The organism is Massilia sp. LjRoot122 (assembly GCF_964252725.1).
Taxonomy (GTDB): domain Bacteria; phylum Pseudomonadota; class Gammaproteobacteria; order Burkholderiales; family Burkholderiaceae_D; genus Telluria.
Map to the genome: position 1 here is coordinate 1359715 of NZ_CAXUPB020000001.1, position 19461 is coordinate 1379175.

16 protein-coding genes are annotated in these 19461 nt (G+C 65.6%); 7 read left to right on the forward strand and 9 right to left on the reverse strand.

The features are described 5' to 3' along the window. Positions 1-96 precede the first annotated feature (96 nt). Both ACSQ25_RS05955 and pgi read right to left on the reverse strand, forming a co-directional pair. On the reverse strand, positions 97-999 hold the full coding sequence (locus ACSQ25_RS05955; RefSeq protein WP_436104789.1) for an SMP-30/gluconolactonase/LRE family protein: 903 nt from the start codon (positions 997-999) through the stop codon (positions 97-99). 21 nt (positions 1000-1020) lie between these two features. Further along, positions 1021-2664 (reverse strand): glucose-6-phosphate isomerase, encoded by a 1644-nt coding sequence (pgi, locus tag ACSQ25_RS05960; RefSeq protein WP_436104790.1) that lies wholly within the window; start codon positions 2662-2664, stop codon positions 1021-1023. Between the two features lie 327 nt (positions 2665-2991). Between pgi and edd the strand changes: the two genes are divergently transcribed. The 4 genes from edd (at position 2992) to ACSQ25_RS05980 (ending at position 7851) form a co-directional block, all read left to right on the forward strand. After that, a complete protein-coding gene (edd, locus tag ACSQ25_RS05965; RefSeq protein ID WP_436104791.1) occupies positions 2992-4911 on the forward strand; it encodes a phosphogluconate dehydratase in 1920 nt (639 codons plus the stop codon). Next, positions 4908-5531 (forward strand): bifunctional 4-hydroxy-2-oxoglutarate aldolase/2-dehydro-3-deoxy-phosphogluconate aldolase, encoded by a 624-nt coding sequence (gene eda, locus ACSQ25_RS05970; protein ID WP_436104792.1) that lies wholly within the window; start codon positions 4908-4910, stop codon positions 5529-5531. The genes edd and eda overlap by 4 nt, the downstream gene beginning before the upstream one ends. A 52-nt stretch (positions 5532-5583) precedes the next feature. Further along, positions 5584-6096: a Rhs element Vgr protein gene (locus ACSQ25_RS05975; protein ID WP_436104793.1), complete on the forward strand. Its 513-nt coding sequence runs from the start codon at positions 5584-5586 to the stop codon at positions 6094-6096. Positions 6097-6162: 66 nt separating this feature from the next. Further along, positions 6163-7851 (forward strand): methyl-accepting chemotaxis protein, encoded by a 1689-nt coding sequence (locus ACSQ25_RS05980; protein WP_436104794.1) that lies wholly within the window; start codon positions 6163-6165, stop codon positions 7849-7851. A gap of 9 nt (positions 7852-7860) precedes the next feature. Here the strand turns inward: ACSQ25_RS05980 and ACSQ25_RS05985 are convergent, their stop codons facing one another. The 5 genes from ACSQ25_RS05985 to ACSQ25_RS06005 are packed head-to-tail and all read right to left on the reverse strand — an operon-like array spanning position 7861 to position 12217. Beyond that, entirely contained in the window at positions 7861-8616 is a 756-nt protein-coding gene (locus tag ACSQ25_RS05985) for a hypothetical protein (protein WP_436104795.1), read from the reverse strand. Further along, positions 8613-9053, reverse strand: a complete 441-nt coding sequence (locus ACSQ25_RS05990; protein ID WP_436104796.1) for a GNAT family N-acetyltransferase — start codon at positions 9051-9053, stop codon at positions 8613-8615. The genes ACSQ25_RS05985 and ACSQ25_RS05990 overlap by 4 nt, the downstream gene beginning before the upstream one ends. After that, entirely contained in the window at positions 9046-10269 is a 1224-nt protein-coding gene (locus ACSQ25_RS05995) for an ABC transporter permease (RefSeq protein ID WP_436104797.1), read from the reverse strand. The genes ACSQ25_RS05990 and ACSQ25_RS05995 overlap by 8 nt, the downstream gene beginning before the upstream one ends. Beyond that, a complete protein-coding gene (locus tag ACSQ25_RS06000; RefSeq protein WP_436104798.1) occupies positions 10266-11012 on the reverse strand; it encodes an ABC transporter ATP-binding protein in 747 nt (248 codons plus the stop codon). The genes ACSQ25_RS05995 and ACSQ25_RS06000 overlap by 4 nt, the downstream gene beginning before the upstream one ends. Continuing rightward, a complete protein-coding gene (locus ACSQ25_RS06005) occupies positions 11009-12217 on the reverse strand; it encodes an efflux RND transporter periplasmic adaptor subunit (RefSeq protein WP_436104799.1) in 1209 nt (402 codons plus the stop codon). The genes ACSQ25_RS06000 and ACSQ25_RS06005 overlap by 4 nt, the downstream gene beginning before the upstream one ends. A gap of 166 nt (positions 12218-12383) precedes the next feature. Between ACSQ25_RS06005 and rpiA the strand changes: the two genes are divergently transcribed. Both rpiA and ACSQ25_RS06015 read left to right on the forward strand, forming a co-directional pair. Continuing rightward, positions 12384-13061, forward strand: a complete 678-nt coding sequence (gene rpiA / locus ACSQ25_RS06010; RefSeq protein ID WP_436104800.1) for a ribose-5-phosphate isomerase RpiA — start codon at positions 12384-12386, stop codon at positions 13059-13061. Positions 13062-13075: 14 nt separating this feature from the next. Then, positions 13076-13423: a hypothetical protein gene (locus tag ACSQ25_RS06015; RefSeq protein WP_436104801.1), complete on the forward strand. Its 348-nt coding sequence runs from the start codon at positions 13076-13078 to the stop codon at positions 13421-13423. 198 nt (positions 13424-13621) lie between these two features. Here ACSQ25_RS06015 and ACSQ25_RS06020 read toward each other — a convergent pair whose 3' ends face one another. Beyond that, positions 13622-13897, reverse strand: coding sequence for an oxidative damage protection protein (locus tag ACSQ25_RS06020; protein ID WP_436104802.1), 276 nt, complete (start codon positions 13895-13897; stop codon positions 13622-13624). Positions 13898-13946: 49 nt separating this feature from the next. After that, on the reverse strand, positions 13947-15260 hold the full coding sequence (gene argA / locus ACSQ25_RS06025; RefSeq protein WP_436104803.1) for an amino-acid N-acetyltransferase: 1314 nt from the start codon (positions 15258-15260) through the stop codon (positions 13947-13949). 55 nt (positions 15261-15315) lie between these two features. Here argA and hrpA point away from each other — a divergent pair, with 55 nt between their 5' ends. Then, entirely contained in the window at positions 15316-19362 is a 4047-nt protein-coding gene (hrpA, locus tag ACSQ25_RS06030; protein WP_436104804.1) for an ATP-dependent RNA helicase HrpA, read from the forward strand. The last annotated feature ends 99 nt before the right edge of the window (positions 19363-19461 follow it).

Here is a 19461-nt window from a genome sequence, read left to right on the forward strand (position 1 = left end):
TGTGTAAATTTACTACACGATTATTCGCTTAGCAAGAAAATCTACTACGGAATTGCCCGCTTGCACGGGGCCGGCAGTGCCGGCCCCGTGCAAGCGTCAACGGTGATGCAGGTACTCCGGCTCTTCGCGCCCGGCGACGTCGACGCGGATAGCCAGCAGCTTGCCGCTGAGCGGATACTGCGCCAGCTCTTCGGCCGAGCGGCCGTGGCTGGCGCTGGTGATGTAGAGCGTGCGCAGGTCCGAGCCGCCGAAGGCGACCGAGGTCGGGCAGCGCACCGGCAGCAGGATCTCGCGCAGGATTTCGCCGCTTGGGGACATCCGCAGCACGCGCCCGCCTTCGAACATCGCGACCCAGTAGGCGCCTTCGCTGTCGACGGTGGCGCCGTCCGGGCGGCCGCCGTAGTCCGGGGCCGACTTGTCGGTCGAGAAGGTCTTGATCGTGCGCCCATTGGAATGGACGCCGGTCGCGGGATCGTAGTCGTAGCAGTCGATCCGGTGCGTGGTGGTGTCGGCATGGAACATCGTGCGGCCGTCCAGGCTCCAGGCCAGGCCGTTCGAGTTGGTCATGCCGCCCGACCAGGCGCGTCGCAGCTGGCCCTGCTCGAGCACGTACATCTCGGCGGCCGGCTTGTCGCGCGGCTCGTACATGGTGCCGATCCAGAAGCGGCCCGCCGGGTCCACGCGACCGTCGTTGAAGCGGACGATGGACGTGTCGTAAGGCGCGTCGGCGATCGGGGTTTCCTTGCCGCTGGTGGTATTCAGGCAGATCAGGCCCGTGCGCGTTGATACCACCAGGTTGTTGTCGCCGTCGATGGCCAGCGCCGAGGGCTCGGAGCCCATCTTCCAGTACGAATACTTGCCGCTGGCCGGGTGCACGCGGTTGACCGTGTGCCCGTTGATGTCGACCCAGTACAGCGCCGACTCGACTTCGTGCCAGGTTGCTGCTTCGCCGACGAGCATCGGCGCGTCGTGCACCACTTCGAATTTATCCATTGCCATGTGATTGCGTGTGGTTCAGGTTCAGACGGCGGCCTTGGCGCGGGCGATCAGGCCGTTGGTGGAGCTGTCGTGATTGGCCGGCTGCGGCTCGCCCGCCAGCTCGGCTTCGATCTTCTTCGCCAGCACCTTGCCCAGCTCAACGCCCCACTGGTCGAAACTGTTGACGTTCCAGATCACGCCCTGCACGAAGGTCTTGTGTTCGTACAGCGCGATCAGGGCGCCCAGGGTGGACGGCGTCAGGCGCTCCATCAGGATGGTGTTGCTCGGGCGGTTGCCCGGGAAGGTCTTGTGCGGCGCCAGGCGCTCGACTTCTTCGGGCGACAGTCCCTGCGCCTGCAGGTCGGCACGGACCTCGTCGATGGTCTTGCCCTTCATGAAGGCTTCCGACTGCGCGAAGCAGTTGGCCAGCAGGGCGGTGTGGTGGTGCTCCATTTCGTGCGCAGGACGCAGGGCGGCGATGAAGTCGATCGGGGTCAGGTCGGTGCCCTGGTGCAGCAGCTGGAAATAGGCGTGCTGGCCGTTGGTGCCCGGCTCGCCCCAGATCGCCGGGCAGGTCGGGGTGTCGACCGGGTCGCCGTCGCGGGTGACGCACTTGCCGTTGCTTTCCATGTCGAGCTGCTGCAGGTAGGCCGGGAAGCGGTTCAGGTCCTGGTGGTAGGGCGCGATCGTGACCGAGTGGGCATCCAGGAACTCGCGGTTCCAAAAGCCGACCAGGGCCAGCAGCATCGGCATGTTCTGCTCGACCGGAGACGTGCGGAAGTGCTCGTCCATCTCGTGGGCGCCGGCCAGGAAATCGCTGAAGTAGCCGAAGCCGACCGCCAGCGCCACCGACAGGCCGATCGCCGACCACACCGAGTAACGGCCGCCGACCCAGTCCCAGAACGGGAACATGTTGGCCGGGTCGATGCCGAACGCTTTAATTGCCTCGGTATTCGTCGAGACGGCGACGAAGTGCTTCGCCAAGGCCGCTTCCGGTGCATGGTTCAGGAACCAGCTGCGCGCGGTCTGCGCGTTCATCATGGTCTCGGCGGTGGTGAAGGTCTTGGAGGCGACGATGAAGAGCGTGGTTTCCGGATCGACCTGGGACAGGGCTGCGTCCATGTCGTGGCCGTCGACGTTCGACACGAAGTGCGTGCGCAGACGCGGATGGGCGTAGTGGCGCAGGGCCAGCACGACCATCTTCGGGCCGAGGTCGGAACCGCCGATGCCGATGTTGACGATGTCCGTGATCGGCTTGCCGGTGTGGCCCAGCCACTCGCCGCTGCGCACCGCATCGGTGAAGCTCTTGACGCGGTCGAGCACGGCGTGGACGTCGGCATTCACGTCCTGGCCGTCGACGCTGAGCACCATGCCGCGCGGGGCGCGCAGGGCGGTGTGCAGGACGGCGCGGTTCTCGGTATTGTTGATGCGTTCGCCGGCAAACATGGCGTCGCGCTGCGTCTCGACGCCGCGCTCGCGCGCCAGCGCCGCCAGCAGTTCAAGCGTGCGCCCGTCGAGGCGATTTTTTGAATAGTCTAGGAACAGCCCCGCGGCTTCGAGCGACATGCGCTCGAAGCGCTGTGGATCGGCGGCGAAGAGGCTGCGCATCTCCCAGTCTTCGGCCTGGAGGGCATGGTTTTCGAGGGCCTGGAAGCTGGCGGTGCTGGTCAAGGATGGCGTACGCATGGGGTCGGTGTAAATGGCACAATGTTGTCAATAGCAGATTATCGAATAATACAGGATGCGGTCGTAAATTCACTACATAAAATGATGTCGCTTTTGTAGGGTGGACGGGTTTCCCGTCCGCGCGTTCAACCGGCTCTTGCGTATTCGATATGCTGTGCCGATCCGCACCGAGGGTTTGAACGCGCGGGCGGGAGACCCGCCCACCCTACGAAAAGCTGCCCCTTCCGCTGGTTGTACAATGTCAGGCTTGGGCGCCAACGCCACCTCCCTGCACTCTGCACAATTCTGTAGTAAAATTTCAGATAGCTAATTTACGAAGGAACGATCATGGCGCTGCACCCCGTAGTCGAACAGGTAACGAACCGGATCATCAAGCGAAGCCGTCCCTCGCGTGCGGCCTACCTCGCTCACCTCGAAGCCGCCCGCGTGCAGGGCGTGCAGCGCGGCTCGCTGTCGTGCACCAACCTCGCGCACGGCTTCGCCGCCTTCCCGGCCAACGACAAGCTCAAGCTGAAGGAATACAAGAAGCCGTCGGTGGCGATCGTTTCTTCCTACAACGACATGCTGTCGGCCCACCAGCCCTTCGAAACCTTCCCGCAGCTGATCAAGGAAGCCGTGCGTGAAGTCGACGCCGTGGCCCAGTTCGCGGGCGGCGTGCCGGCCATGTGCGACGGCGTGACCCAAGGCCAGCCGGGCATGGAGCTGTCGCTGTTCTCGCGCGACACCATCGCCATGGCGACCGCGGTCGCGATGTCGCACAATATGTTCGACTCGGCCCTGTACCTGGGCATCTGCGACAAGATCGTGCCGGGCCTGCTGATCGGCGCGCTGCACTTCGGCCACATCCCGGGCATCTTCGTGCCGGGCGGCCCGATGACCACCGGTATCTCGAACAAGCAGAAGGCGGCGATCCGCCAGCGCTACGCCAAGGGCGAAGCCACCCGCGAGGAACTGCTGGAAGGCGAATCCGCCTCCTACCACGGCGCCGGCACCTGCACCTTCTACGGCACCGCCAACAGCAACCAGATGCTGATGGAGATGATGGGCCTGCACATGCCGGGTTCCGCCTTCATCACCCCGGGCACGCCGCTGCGCGACGCACTGACCCGCGCAGCAAGCCACCAGGCGGTCGCGATCTCCCAGCAGGGCAGCAACTACATGCCGATCGGCCGCATCGTCGACGAGAAGAGCATCGTCAACGCCATCGTCGCGCTGCACGCGACCGGCGGCTCGACCAACCACACCCTGCACATCATCGCGATCGCGCGCGCGGCGGGCATCGTGGTCGACTGGAACGATTTCGACGAGCTGTCGAAAGTGGTGCCCTCGCTGACCCGCATCTACCCGAACGGCGAAGCCGACGTGAACCACTTCCAGGCCGCCGGCGGCCCGGGCTTCGTGATCCGCGAACTGCTGGATGCCGGCCTGGCGCACGAGGACGTCAATACCATCCTCGGCCACGGCCTGCGCGCGCACTGCAAGGAGCCTTTCCTGGGCGAGGACGGCAAGGTCGTGTTCCGCGACGCGCCTGCGCAAAGCGGCGACGAAGCCGTACTGCGCCCGGCCAGCAACCCGTTCTCCAACAATGGCGGCATGGTGCTGGTGCAGGGCAACCTGGGCCGCGCCGTGATGAAGATCTCGGCGGTCAAGTCCGAGTACCACGTGATCGAGGCGCCGGCACTGACCTTCGACTCCCAGGAAGACTTCATGCAGCGCTACAAGGACGGCCTGCTGAACCGCGACTTCGTGGCCGTGATCCGCTTCCAGGGTCCGCGCGCCAACGGCATGCCGGAACTGCATGCGCTGACTCCGGCGCTGTCGAACCTGCAGGATGCGGGCTTCAAGGTGGCGATGGTCACCGACGGCCGCATGTCGGGCGCCTCGGGCAAGGTGCCGGCGGCGATCCACGTGTCGCCCGAGATCCTGGCCGGCGGCCCGCTCGGCCTGGTGCGCGAGGGCGACATCATCCGCGTCGACGCCACCACCGGCTCGCTCGAAGCCCTGGTGCCGGACGAGGTGTGGGCGTCGCGCAGCATGGCGACCGCCGACCTGTCGAAGAGCCACATCGGCATGGGACGCGAACTGTTCGCGATGTTCCGCTCCCATTCCAGCCCGGCGGAGCAGGGGGCGGCAACCTTCCCCTTGCCCTCGCCGATTGACACCACCGTACCGCTGCACGACGGCATCCAGACCGATGAAGTGCAACCCGGTTCCGACGAAGACTTTCTCTTTAGGACGCAGAAATGACTTTACTTGAAATCATGCGCTCGGCGAGCGTGATCCCCGTCATCGCCATCGACGACCCGGCCCACGCCGTCCCGCTGGCGAAGGCCCTGGTGGCGGGCGGCATCCGCGTGCTGGAAGTGACGCTGCGGACCGAGCATGGCCTGCAGGCGATCCGCGACATGAGCGGCGTCGAAGGCGCGATCGTCGGCGTCGGCACCCTGACCCAGCCGCACGAGTTCGCAGCTTCGCGCGATGCGGGCGCCGTGTTCGGCGTCTCGCCTGGCTTGACCGCCACCATGATCGAAGCGGCGAAGAAGAGCGGCCTGCCGCTGCTGCCGGGCGTGATGACCCCGTCCGAAGTGATGTCCGCGCGCGAGCACGGCTTCAAGCAGCTGAAACTGTTCCCGGCGGTGCCGGCGGGCGGCGTCGGCATGCTGAACGCGATCGCCGGTCCGCTGCCGGACGTGACCTTCTGCCCGACCGGCGGCATCTCGATCGAGACCGCGCCGAAGTTCCTGGCCTGTAAGAACGTGGCCTGCGTGGGCGGTTCCTGGCTGACGCCGAAGGACCTGATCGCCGCCGGCGACTGGGCCGGGATCACCGAGCTGGCAAAGGCGGCGGCCGCGCTGCGTGCTGCCTGAGTCTTCCATGAAACGCCCTCGTTCCCGGCCCCTGACCGGGAACGAGATCGCGATGGCGTCGCTGCTGTTCCGCGACGCCATCGACTACAGCCGCGTCCGTATTCACGGCCGGCGCTACATGCCTTTCCAGCCGAAGAACTGCTGCATGACGCCGAACGGCAGCATGTACTTTCATCGGTCCTGTTTTCTTCCCGATTACACGCGTGGGGATCCGACTGCGATCCACTGGTTCATCCATGAGATGGTGCATGTCTGGCAGCACCAGCTGGGCTATCCGGTGCGCTTGCGCGGGGCCATCCGGCTCGGCCTGCCTTATGCTTATGCCCTGCGCGCGGGAACGACGCTGGCAGACTACAACATGGAAGCGCAAGGCGATCTGTTGGCCGATTATTTCGTGCTGAAGTACCTGAAGAAGCCGCACGCGATGCGGCAAGCGCAATACCGCGACAGCCTGCCGATGTTCGAGCAGGTGCTGGGCAGCTTCCTTTCCGAGCCCCGCAATCCCGACAACCTGCACCGTGGCGTGGCGCGCTGGCTGGCTCGCCGCGCCATGCGTCGATCCTAGCTATTGTTTCCGCGCAACACTGTGATAATCGGCTAGATTTGCATCGCAAGCGCTGCTGTAGCATTGATGAGCGTATTTCCATGTGGCAACGCCAAGCCCGTGGTCGACCTGCTTCTCATCTCACAAACCAAGCTGCGCGGCATCTCCATGTTAAAAAATCTGAAAATCGGCGTGCGTCTGGCGCTGTCATTCGCAGCGCTCGGCGCCTTGACCATCCTGCTTGCCGTCATTGCCGTGCTGCGCATGAATGACACCGCCCACGTGATCGCCGAAGAAAAGCGTATCCGCACCACCGAAGTCGCCCGCCTGTACGAGCTGCGGGAGGCCCTGGGCCAGACCGGCCTGGCGGCGCGCAATGCCTTCATCTATGAGCGCAATGAAGACGCGCTCCGCGAACTCGAGCTGCTCGACCAGCAAAAGGCGCTCTATCTGGAACGCCTGCAGCAGCTCGAGCCGCTCCTGAAGGGACGTGCCGATTTCGACAAGGCGAGTGCCGGCCTCAAGGCGATGGCGCAGGCACTTGAACGGCCCCGGCAATTCCGCCAGGCGAACCAGATGGCGGAGTTCGGAACCTTCCTGGTGAACGATTGCAGCCCGCTGCGCCGGCAGATCGTCGCCGACCTGGACGTCGTCATCAAGAGTATCGACTCCGAACTGGACCGGGCTAGCGACGAAGTCGATGCGGTGCTCAAGGCCTCCAAAACGGTGGTGCTCGCGATCACGCTGGCCGCCTTGCTGATCGGTGGCGTGTTGGCGGTGCTGGTCACCCGCAGCATTACCCGTCCTCTCGCGCGTGCCACCGAATTCGCCGAAGCCGTGGCGGTCGGCGACCTGAGCGCGCGCATCCGCTCCACCTCGTCCGACGAGATCGGCACACTGTTGCTCGCCCTGGGCAATATGCGCGCAGGACTGGCAAAGATCGTCCATGAAGTACGTTCGCGCGGCGATGCGATTTCGCGCAGCAGCGACGAGATCGCAGCTGGCAACCAGGACCTGTCGGCACGTACCGAACAGCAGGCCGGCTCGCTGGAAGAGACCGCCTCCTCGATGGAAGAGCTGACCTCGACCGTCAAGCAGAACGCCGACAACGCCCGCCAGGCCAAGGTGCTGGCCGAAGCGGCCTCGCAGGTGGCGCAACGCGGCGGCGCCGTGATCGGCCAGGTGGTCGGCACCATGTCCGACATCGATGCGTCGTCCGGCAAGATCAGCGACATCATCGGCGTCATCGACGGCATCGCCTTCCAGACCAATATCCTGGCGCTGAACGCCGCCGTGGAAGCGGCACGTGCGGGCGAGCAGGGACGCGGCTTCGCCGTGGTGGCGAGCGAAGTGCGCAACCTGGCCCAGCGTTCGGCGGCGGCGGCCAAGGAAATCAAGGGCCTGATCCACGACTCGTCCGAGAAGGTCGCGAGCGGCGGCAAGCTGGTGGCCGAAGCCGGCGCCACGATGCAGGAGATCGTCGACAGCGTGCGCCGCGTGACCGACATCATGGGCGAGATCACCTCGGCCAGCCAGGAACAGACGGCCGGCATCGAGCAGATCAACCAGGCCGTGGTGGAGATGGACCATGCGACGCAGCAGAACGCCGCGCTGGTGGAAGAAGCGGCCGCCGCGGCCGAAGCGATGAAGGAGCAGGCGGCCATGCTGAATACGGCGGTTGCCGCGTTCCGCACCGAGGCAGGGCAGGAGGGTGCGCCGGCTGGCGTTGCGGCGCGGCTTGCCGCAAGTCCGCCGCTCAGGCCGATGCTGGCCTGAGGAAGCTTCTCAGATACCGCCTCTGCTCAGGGTGACGATCTCGAGCGGGCCGACAAAGCTGATCTCGGCTGGCCCGGCATTCGCCGTGGCGGGATCGAACTTCAGCACCCGGCAGGCGCCATCGGTCTCGGTCTTGGCCGCGTGCCCGCCGATCTCGATGTGCCCCTCGTTCGTCCGGAAACATGCCCTGAGTCCGTCGTATTCGACCATGCGGACTTCACGCAGGCCATTCCGGTTGAACGGGATCTTGCGCTGTACCGACCTGACCTCGCTCATCGCCTGTGCAAACGTGGCATAGGAGATGGCCTGCCGCTCGCCGACCCGCAGTTTCCATTCCAGGGCGACGCGTCCCTCCCTGGTCGGGGTGTTGAACATGAGGGTCGCATTTTCGTGCACGGCCTCGCGCAGCTCGGGCAGCAGGAAATAACCGCCGCGGGTGACCGGAACGACGTGGTCGGTCGTGTCGCCGACGATGGCGACCGCCCAGGACTTGGGATCGAAGCGATCGTAGTCCGGCCCCTTGTCGCTGGCAAAATTCACCCGGAGCCGCACGTCGATGGCTCGCCGCCGTTCAGGCAGGAGCGACTGCACATAGTTCTGGATGTAGAGGAAGTCCTTGTAGGGCAGGTCGCCGGGATTGGTCTTGCGGTGGACCTTCACCGGCGGCAGCTCTTTCAGCACCGGCGTGCGGGCATCCTGGGCGGAGGCGCACGCAGCCGGAAAGGCCAGGAAGGCAGCAAATACGGCACGGGAGCGCATGTTCATCGTATGTCGTCTCGCCTGGCTAAAAGGAATTCGACCTCGGCGCCCTGGCCCGGCATCCTGGTCCAGCCCTGGGCCTGATAAAACCGGTCGGCCCGGGTGGCCGGTGTCGTGCCAAGCCTGACGCGCGCGTGCCCGAGTTCGAACAGCCAGTCGACCGCCAGCGCGAGCAGGGCCTTGCCGAGTCCCCGTCCTTCGAATCCCGGGCTGACGAACAGCGCCCAGATCGACGCAGCGTGCCGGTCCGCATAGCAGAAGGCGGCAACCGCGCCGTCGACTTCCGCCACCCAGCCCCGCCCATCCTTCTCGAGATAATCCTCGTACATCTGCAGGGTCACGCGGGACGGGTCGGACAGCACGTTCTCGCGGACCGACAGGCGGATCGCCGACATCGCCGGGATGTCGGCGCTGCAGGCCCGGCGCAAGCGCGGCTCACTCATAGCGCAGGCAATCCACCGGCAGCAGGCGTGACGCCCGGCGCGCCGGATAGAAGCCGAAGAAGACGCCGACCGCCGTCGCGAAGCCGCAGGCCACCAGCACGCCCTGGAAAGTGAGGAAGACGTCGAACTCGCCGGTCGACGTGATCGCCGCCGCACCGCCGGCGGCGATCGCCACTCCCACCAGGCCGCCGGCCACGCAGATCACCACCGACTCGGCCAGGAACTGCAGCAGCACCGCGCGCGGCCGGGCGCCGATGGCCATGCGGATGCCGATCTCGCGGGTGCGTTCGGTGACCGACACCAGCATGATGTTCATGATGCCGATCCCGCCCACCAGCAGCGAGATCGCACCGATCAGGCCGAGCAGCAGGGCCACGCCCGCGCTGATCTTTTCGGCGGTCTCCGCGAACGAGGCGATGTTCTCTACCCGGAAGTCGTCCGGATCGCCGGGACGGATGCGGTGACGGACGCGCAGGGTTTCCTTGATGTCCTCCACCGCTTCATCGAGCGACATGTCCGGCCGGCCCTGCGCGGCGATATAGTGGGCGTTCTGGGGGAAAGGCGTGCGGATCAGGTTCGCGCTGGCCGCCGTGCCGGGCACCAGTACCATGTCCGCGATGTTTCCGCCGTCGATCTGCTTGCCTTCGCCGGCCAGCACGCCGATCACCTGGAAGGCGACGTTCTCGATACGGATGTAGCGGCCGAGCGGATCGGTCTTGTAGAAGAACTGGTCTGCCACCTTCTGCCCGATGACCACCATGCGTGCCGACGAACGCATGTCGGCTTCGCTGAAGGTGGTGCCCGCTTCGAGTTTCCAGTTGCGGATCTTGAACATGGCCGGGGTGACGCCATGCACGGTGCTGTTCGCGGTCTCGTTGCCAGCGCTCAGCTTGAAGCCGCCCTGCAGGGCGGGCGCCGCGCCGACCAGGCTTGGCAGCCGGTTCAGGGCCTCTGCATCGGCAAGGGTGATCGACTGTATCGCGCCGGCGCGCGCGCGGCGCTCGGAGGTACGGTCGCCGCCCGGGAACACGTAGATCATGTTGGTGCCCAGCTGCTGCAGTTCCTTGCCGATGAAGCGCTGCATGCTGTCGCCGATCGCGAGCAGCAGGACCACCGAGGCGATGCCGATGACGATGCCGAGCATGGTCAGCGCGGTGCGCAGGCGGTTGGCCGCCATCGAGCGGAAGGCTTCGATCAATACCTGGACGAAGTTCATGCCAGCGCCTCCGCCGGGTTTGCGTGCGGATTGGTGTTCAGCTGGCGCAAGCCCTCGGCGGACGGTCCGTCGTACATTACCTCCCCGTCCTTCAGGCGCACCAGGCGGCGGCTGTAGGCCGCGACGTCGGCCTCGTGGGTGACGAGCACGATGGTGATGCCGCGCTCCTTGTTGAGTTCACGGAAACTGTTCATGATGTCGTCGCTGGTGTGCGTGTCGAGGTTGCCGGTCGGTTCGTCGGCCAGCAGCAGCGGCGGATCGGTGGCCAGGGCGCGGGCGATCGCCACGCGCTGCTGCTGGCCGCCCGACAGCTGGTTCGGCGTGCGTTTGGCCAGGCCGCCCAGGCCGACGCGTTCGAGTTCCTGCAGCGCGCGCGTGTGCGCCTTGCCGCGGCTGACGCCCGCATAGATCAGCGGCAGGGCCACGTTCTCGGCCACGCTCATGCGCTTGATCAGGTTGAAGCTCTGGAACACGAAACCGATGGCGCGGTTGCGGATATCGGCCAGCTGGGCGCGCGACAGCGACAGGGTGTCGGCGCCGTCGAGCAGGTAAGTGCCGCCGGTGGCCTGGTCGAGACAGCCGAGGATGTTCATCAGGGTCGACTTGCCCGAGCCGGACTGGCCCATGATGGAGAGGAAGTCGCCGCGCGCCACCTGCAGGTCGATCCCGTGGAGTACCCGGGTCTCGACGCTGCCGCTCACATAGGTCTTGGTGACGCCGCGGATATCGATCAGCATGCTCATAGGCCTTCTTCAGGTTTCGCCAGGGCACGCGTGACGACCTGGTCACCCGCCTTCAGGCCGCCGCCCAGCACTTCGGTATAGCGGAAGTTCGACAGGCCGACCCGGATATCGACCGGCTGCGGCTCGTTCTTCGCATCCAGGCGGTAGACCTTGAACATGCGCGCCGTCTCGTTGGCGCTGCGGAAGGCCACGTCATCGTCGAGGGCCGGCTTGAGGGCCGCCTGCTTGAGCTCGGGCTTGGCTTTCTCCTTCTTGCGCAGCTTTTCCTGTTCTTCTTCGGGCAGCTGGAAGCGCAGGGCGGTGGTCGGGATGCGCAGCACGTTCGGGCGGTTGGCTACCACCAGGCGCACCTGGGCCGTCATGCCGGGCTTCAGCATCTCGTCCTTGTTGTCGACGTCGAGCACCACGTTGTAGGTGACGACGTTCTGCACCACGTTGGCGGCCAGGCGGAACTGGCGCATGGTGGCGTGGAATTCGCGGTCCGGATAGGCATCGACCACGAAGCGTGCCGGCAAGCCGTCGCGCAGGGCGCCGACGTCGGCTTCCGAGACGCTGGTGTCGATCTGCATCTTGGTCAGGTCGCGCGCGATCTGGAACAGGTTAGGCGTGTTGAACGAAGCCGCCACGGTCTGGCCCAGGTCGATGGTGCGCTTGATGATCACGCCGTCGATCGGCGAGCGGATCACGCTGTTGTTCAGGTCCGCCCTTGCGCGGTCGAGCTGGGCCTGGGACAGCTGCACGTTCGCGCGGGCGACGTCCATCTCGCGGCGCGACCCGTCGAGCGCGGTGCTGGACACGAAACTTTGCGCCACCAGCTGCTGGTTGCGCTGGTAGTTGGCCTCGGCCAGCCTGAGGTTGGCCAGGGCCGAGGCCTTGCTGGCCTCGAACTGGCGGATCTGGGCATTGAAGATGGTCGGGTCGAGCTTGAGCAGCACCTGGCCCTTGGTCACGCGGTCGTTGAAGTCGGCATTCAGTTCGACCACGGTGCCCGACACCTGCGAGCCGACGTTCACCAGCGCCACCGGGTTGATGGTGCCGGTGGCGGTGACGGTCTGGTTGATGGCGCCCGTGTCGACCGCCGCGCTACGGTACTTCGACGGCGGAATCTTGGGTTCGCCCTTCGGGACCAGCCAGAAGGCAGCGGCGCCGCCCACCACGACCACCGCGGCGGCAATCGCCACCCGCTTCTTGGTAAAGAGTTTCATTGTGCTCTCGTTATGCCTACGGAAAGACTTAGTGTGCTGTACAGATATCAGCTTTGCAATGCACGATGCATCGACTGTCGAAACGGTGCGATGAAGCGTCGATTTTGAGGGGTGAACGGGGCGATCCGTTAAAATGGCGGCTTCCTTTTATCTCACTGACAGCATCATGACCCAGGACGAACTCAAGCAAGCCGTGGCGCGCGCCGCCATCGATTACGTGGTGGACGGCGAAATCATCGGCGTCGGCACCGGCTCCACCGCCAACTTCTTCATCGACGAACTGGCGAAGATCAAGGACCGCATCAAGGGCACCGTCGCCTCGTCCGAAGCCACCGCCGCCCGCCTGCGCGGTCATGGCATCCCGGTATTCGACCTCAACGACGTGACGTCGATGGCGGTCTACATCGACGGCGCCGACGAGATCACCGCCAGCGGCGCGATGATCAAGGGCGGCGGAGCGGCCCTGACGCGCGAGAAGATCGTGGCCTCGGTGTCGAAGAAATTCGTCTGCATCGCGGACGGCTCGAAGCTGGTCGAGACGCTCGGCAAGTTCCCGCTGCCGGTCGAAGTGATCCCGATGGCACGCGCCTCCGTGATGCGCCAGCTGGCGGCCCTCGGCGGCCAGCCGCGCCTGCGTACCAAGGCGGGCAGCGATGAAGCCTTCATCACCGACAACGGCGGCGAGATCATCGACGTGGTCGGCCTGTCGATCACCGATCCGGTCGGTATGGAAGAGCAGATCAACCAGATGGTCGGCGTGATCGCCGTGGGCCTGTTCGCCAAGGCCGGCGCCAATGTCTGCCTGCTGGGCACGTCCGAAGGCGTCAAGACCCTGACTTTCTAAGCGGAGAACGCAGCATGAAGCACGCACTGGTCCTGATTGCCGTCCTGCTGGGCGGCTGCACGCTGTTCAAGAGCAAGATGGAACCGGCGCGTGCGCCCGTGGCGGCCGTTGCCAGGCCGGCGCCGGCGGCGCTGCTCGACCCGAATGGCACGCCGATCGAGCGCGTGCCGTTCCGGATGGGCGTGTCCTCGGCGACGGTCGAGAAGATGGCGAAGCAGCAGGGCTGCACGAGCGGGCAGGGCGCCGGACTGGTGACGGAAGCGGGACCGGTGGAGGTTTACCGGATGCGTTGCGAGGATGGACCGATGCGCGGGAAGGTATTCATGGCGCGCTGTGAATTGCGCCAGTGCGTGAAGATGTAAGGGTAGATCTGCGCATCAACGACGTGTTTTCGTTCACGCTACCTTAAGACCGTCATTCCGGCGAAGGCCGGAATAATGCCACTGGCATTATTCCGTCCAATTTTTTTGCGTACCACTAACGCATAGGTAAGTGGTCCGCGTCGGAACTTAGGCTCCGGCCTTCGCCGGAGCGACGGTCTTGGGGCTGATGGCTGAGAATTACGCCGCCGGCGGCACGTAACCCTGTGCCTGGTCGGCAGCGCCGTCACCGAAGAAATGACGTTCCATTTGCTGCGCCAGGTACTTGCGCGCGCGGTCGTCCGCCAGGTTCAGGCGGTTTTCGTTGATCAGCATGGTCTGGTGCTTCAGCCATGCCTGCCAGGCCTCTTTCGAGACCGACAGGTACAGCTTCTTGCCCATTTCGCCTGGTACCGGCGGGAAGTCCAGTCCTTCGGCTTCCTTGTTCAGTTTGATGCATTGGACGGTGCGGGCCATGGTGTACTCCTGTAATCCTGTTAATTAAGCTAAGCGGGTCAGACCGTCATTATAGGGTCTTGATGAAAACCTGTGACCGGCGCTGCCAGTTATACATGTGCTGGCGGTCCTTGGGCAGGTCGTCGACCGTGGCGGGCACGAAGCCGCGCTTCTTGAACCAGTGCGCGGTGCGGGTGGTCAGCACGAACAGCTTGGTCAGGCCGGCGGCGCGGGCGCGGTTCTCGATGTGCTTGAGGATGCGCTCGCCGTCGCCCTGGGTCTGGGCGTCCGGGCTCACCGTCAGGCAGGCCATTTCGCCCATCTTCGCTTCCGGGAAGGGATACAGGGCGGCGCAGCCGAAGATCACGCCGTCGTGGTCGATCACCGAGAACTGGTCGATTTCGCGCTCGATCAGCTCGCGGCCGCGGTAAACCAGGGTTCCGTCGGCTTCCAGCGGTTCGATGAGCTTGATAATTCCGCCGACGTCCTCAATTGTGGCCTGGCGCAGGCTCTCCAGGTTTTCGTGGCTGATCATGGTGCCGACACCGTCGTGGGTGAACAGCTCGAGCAGGGCGGAGCCGTCCATCTCGAAGGGCACGATGTGGGCACGGTCCACGCCGCTGTTGCAGGCCTTGATGGCGTGACGCAGGTAGAAGGCCGCGTCGGGCGGCAGGAAACCGGCCTGCAGCACGGCCTCGGCCTGGTGCGAGGACAGTTCGCGGATTTCCGTGCCCGCCGCATCCGACATCATCCCTGTTTCGGTGATGAAGATCAGCTTGTCGGCGTGCAGGGCGATCGCGGCCGCGGCGGCCACGTCTTCCATGGTCAGGTTGAAGATCTCGCCGGTCGGCGAGAAGCCCAGCGGCGACAGCAGCACCAGGCTGTCCTCGGTCTGCAGGATCGGCTGGATCTTGTCGGCGGCGATCTTGCGGGTCACGCCGGTGAGCTCGAAGTCGGTGCCGTCGATCACGCCGAGCGGACGCGCGACGACGAAGTTGCCCGAGACGATGCTGATCTGGGCGTGCGACATCGGGGTGTTCGGCAAGCCCTGGCTGAAGGCGGCTTCGATGTCGAGACGCAATTCGCCGGCGGCTTCCTTGGCGCATTCGAGCGCGGCGGGGTCGGTGATCCGGACGCCGTTGTGGAAGCGGCCTTCGACGTTCCGCAGGGCGAGTTGCTCCGCCACCTGCGGACGCGAGCCGTGCACCAGCACCAGGCGGATGCCGAGACCGAGCAGCAGGGACAGGTCCTGGGCCAGCACCGGCAGGGCGCCGGAAGCGACCAGTTCGCCCGGGAAGGCGACGACGAAGGTCTTGCCGCCGAAGGTGTGGATATATGGCGCGACAGAGCGCAGCCACTGGACGAATTGGGTAGGGTTTTCCATTTGCCGCATTATAATTCGCTGCGCGTTGTGCGCACCAAATACCTCGTAAAAATCAATGTCTGATCAGAGTAACAAGCCTTCGCAGCAGCAGGCGCACGCCGCTCCCCGCAACACCCCCGCAACCGACCAGCGCAAGCCGCGGCCGGAGGGAGAGGCGCGCCGTCCGCGTCCGCCGCGCGACGCGGCGCGTGCTCCGGAAGTCCGGACGCCGCCCGTGCGCAACCCGCTCCCGCCGATCACCTTCCCCGAAGACCTGCCGGTCTCCGGCCGCCGCGCCGAGATCGCGCAGGCGATCGCAGCAAACCAGGTGGTCATCGTCTCCGGCGAAACCGGTTCCGGCAAGACCACCCAGCTGCCGAAGATCTGCCTGGAGCTGGGCCGCGGCCAGAAGGGCCTGATCGGCCACACCCAGCCGCGCCGTATCGCCGCGTCGAGCACCGCAAAGCGCATCGCGCAGGAACTCGGCTCGCCGCTGGGCGAGCACGTGGGCTTCAAGGTGCGCTTCAACGACACGCTGTCGAAGGGCGCCTCGGTCAAGCTGATGACCGACGGTATCCTGCTGGCCGAAACCCAGACCGACCCGCTGCTGCGCGCCTACGACACGATCATCATCGACGAGGCGCACGAGCGCAGCCTGAACATCGACTTCCTGCTCGGCTACCTGAAGCAGCTGCTGCCGCGCCGTCCCGACCTGAAGGTGATCATCACCTCGGCGACCATCGACGCCGAGCGCTTCTCGCGCCATTTCGGCACGCCGGAAAAACCGGCGCCTGTTATCGAAGTCTCGGGCCGCCTGTACAAGGTCGAGGTGCGCTATCGTCCGGTGGACCGCGACCCGGTCACGGCGACGAATGCCAAGCCGGGCGAACCGGCGCCGAAGGCCCAGGTGGCGCGTGACAAGCGCGACCTGATGGAGGCGGTGGTCGATGCCGTCGATGAGCTGTGCCGCATCGGCTCGGGCGACGTGCTGGTCTTCCTGCCGGGCGAGCGCGAGATCCGCGATTGCGCGGAGGCGCTGCGCAAGCACCATCCGCCGCACGTCGAGATCCTGCCGCTATTCGCCCGCCTGTCGGTGGAAGAGCAGGACCGCGTGTTCAAGACCACCAACGCACGCCGCATCGTGCTGGCGACCAACGTGGCCGAGACCTCGCTGACGGTCCCGGGCATCCGTTACGTGGTCGACACCGGCCTGGCGCGTGTAAAACGCTACAGCTTCCGCAACAAGGTCGAGCAGCTGCAGATCGAGCCGGTGGCGCAATCCTCCGCCAACCAGCGTGCCGGCCGCTGCGGCCGCGTGGCCGACGGCGTCTGCATCCGCCTCTACGAAGAAGACGATTTCAACAAGCGTCCGAAGTTCGCGGACCCGGAGATCCTGCGTTCCTCGCTGGCCTCGGTCATCCTGCGCATGAAGTCGCTGCACCTGACCGACGTCGAGACCTTCCCCTTCATCGAGCCGCCGCAGGGCCGCGCGATCGCGGACGGCTACCAGCTGCTGCAGGAAGTCGGCGCGGTCGACGACACCAACGAACTGACGCCGCTCGGCAAAAAGCTGGCCAAGCTGCCGCTCGACCCGCGCGTGGGCCGCATGATCCTGGCGGCGGTCGACAACGACTGCCTCACCGAGATGCTGATCGTGGCCTCCGCGCTGTCGACGCAAGACCCGCGCGACCGTCCGATCGAATACCAGCAGCAGGCCGACGAGAAGCACAAGAAGTTCGCCGACGAGAAGTCCGAGTTCCTCAGCTACCTCAAGATCTGGGCCTGGTTCGAGGACGCCATCGAGCACAAGAAGTCGAACCGCCAGCTGCAGGAAAACTGCCGCGCCAACTTCCTGTCGCAGCTGCGCCTGCGGGAGTGGCGCGACGTGCATTCGCAGCTGCTGACCGTGGCGCGCGAGCAGGGCTGGCGTCTGAACGCGGCCCCGGCCACCTACGACCAGCTGCACCTGGCCCTTCTCACTGGCCTGCTCGGCAACATCGGCTTCAAGGCCGAGGACGAGCCGGTGTTCCTGGGCGCGCGCGGCATCAAGTTCCACATCTGGCCGGGTTCCTACCTGGCCAAGAAGCCGGGACGCTGGGTGATGGCGGCCGAGCTGGTCGAGACCACCCGCCTGTATGCGCGCACGATCGCCCAGATCCAGCCCGAGTGGGTGGAAAAGATCGGCGCCCACCTGCTCAAGAAATCCTGGGGCGAGCCGCGCTGGGAGAAGCGCCAGGCGCAAGTGACGGCGCTGGAGCGCGCGACCCTGTATGGCATCGTCGTGTACAGCAATCGCCGCATCAACTACAGCCAGTACAACCCGCGTGAAGCGCGCGAGATCTTCATCCGCGACGCCCTGGTGGCCGGCGACTACGAGACCCGCGCGCCGTTCTTCGCGCACAACCACAAGCTGGTGCGCGAGATCGAGAACCTCGAACACAAGTCGCGCCGCCTGGACGTGCTGGTGGACGAGCAGCTGATCGCCGCCTTTTACGACAAGGAAATCCCGGACACGGTCGTCAATGGCGCCGGTTTCGAGAAGTGGTACAAGGACGCCTCGCGCGACAACCCGAAGCTGCTGTACCTGGTGCGCGAAGAACTGATGCGGCACGAAGCGGCCGGCGTCACCACCGAGCTGTTCCCGAAGACGATGAACGTCACCGGCATCGAGATGGGCCTGACTTACCACTTCGAGCCGGGCAGCCCGCGCGACGGGGTGACCCTGGCGGTGCCGCTGTTCGCGCTGAACCAGATTCCGCAGGAGCGGGCCGGCTGGCTGGTGCCGGGCATGCTGAAGGAGAAGGTGCACCTGCTGCTGAAATCCCTGCCGCAGAAACTGCGCCGCCATTGCGTGCCGCTGCCGGAGTATGCGGCGAACTTCTACGAGCGCCACCAGGATCCGCTGCGTTTCGGTCGCGGTGACCTGATCGACGCCCTGATCGACGACATCCACCGGCATACCAGCGCCCGCGTGCTCACCACTGACTTCAAGCAGGAGACCCTGCCGGCCCACCTGTCCATGAATTTCAAGGTGATCGACGAGCACGGGCGCCAGCTCGACATGGGCCGCAACCTGGCGACGCTGCAGGCGGAGCTGGGCGGGCAGGCGCGCCAGAGCTTCCAGAAGATGGCGGAAGCCACGCCAGCGGCTGCGCCGGCGAAGCTGCAGGCCGCCGTTGCGCCGGCCGCGCCCGCGCCGTCGAAAGGGAAGGGCAATGCGCCCCAGACCAAAGCACCCGCCGCCGCACCTGCCGCCCCGGCGGCGGGCGCGGTTCAGCACACCGGGCTCACCACCTGGAGCTTCGGCGAGCTGCCGGAACTGCTGGAGATCACCCAGGGCAAGCTGACCCTGATCGGCTTCCCGGCGCTGGTGGACAAGGGCACGCACTGCGACCTGGAAGTCTTCGACGACCCGAACGTCGCCGCGCGCACCCACCGCGTCGGCCTGCGCCGCCTGTTCGCGCTGCAGCTGAAGGACCAGCTCAAGTTCGCCGAGAAGAACATCCCCGGCCTGCAGCAGATGGGCATGCAGTTCATGAGCGTCGGCACGCAGGAAGACCTGCGCGACCAGATCATCGCCAAGGCGATCGACATCGCCTGCCTGCAGGATCCGCTGCCGCTGGATGCGGCATCCTTCAACAAGCGCAAGGACGAGGGCAAGGGACGCATCGGGCTCCTGATCAACGAGATCGCGCGCCTGGTGGGTTCGGTGCTGGCGGAGTTCCACGGCATGCCGAAGCGCATCCAGAGCTTGCCGCAGGCGGTGCAGCAGGACATCCAGGGGCAGCTGCAGGGCCTGGTCCACAAGCGCTTCATCGCGGACAACGAGTACAGCCAGCTGGCGCACTTCCCGCGCTACCTGAAGGCGATCAACGTGCGTCTCGAGAAGCTGCGCGGCAATCCTTCGCGCGATGCGCAGCTGATGGCGGAGTGGCAGGGCGCAGCCAGCCAGTTCCAGCGCACGCTCAAGAACCAGGCGGGCAAGAACAACGACCCGCGCATGACGGAGTTCAGGTGGATGCTGGAAGAGTTGCGCGTGTCGCTGTTCGCGCAGGAGCTGCGGACGCCGATGCCGGTGTCGGCCAAGCGTTTGCAGAAGGTGTGGGAGTCGATGATCCGTTAATGCCACCGGCCTCAAAGCCGTCATCCCGGCGAAGGCCGGGATCCAAGTTCCTTCGCAGTACCGGTAAAGCATATGCAACGACTGCGCATACAAAATTGG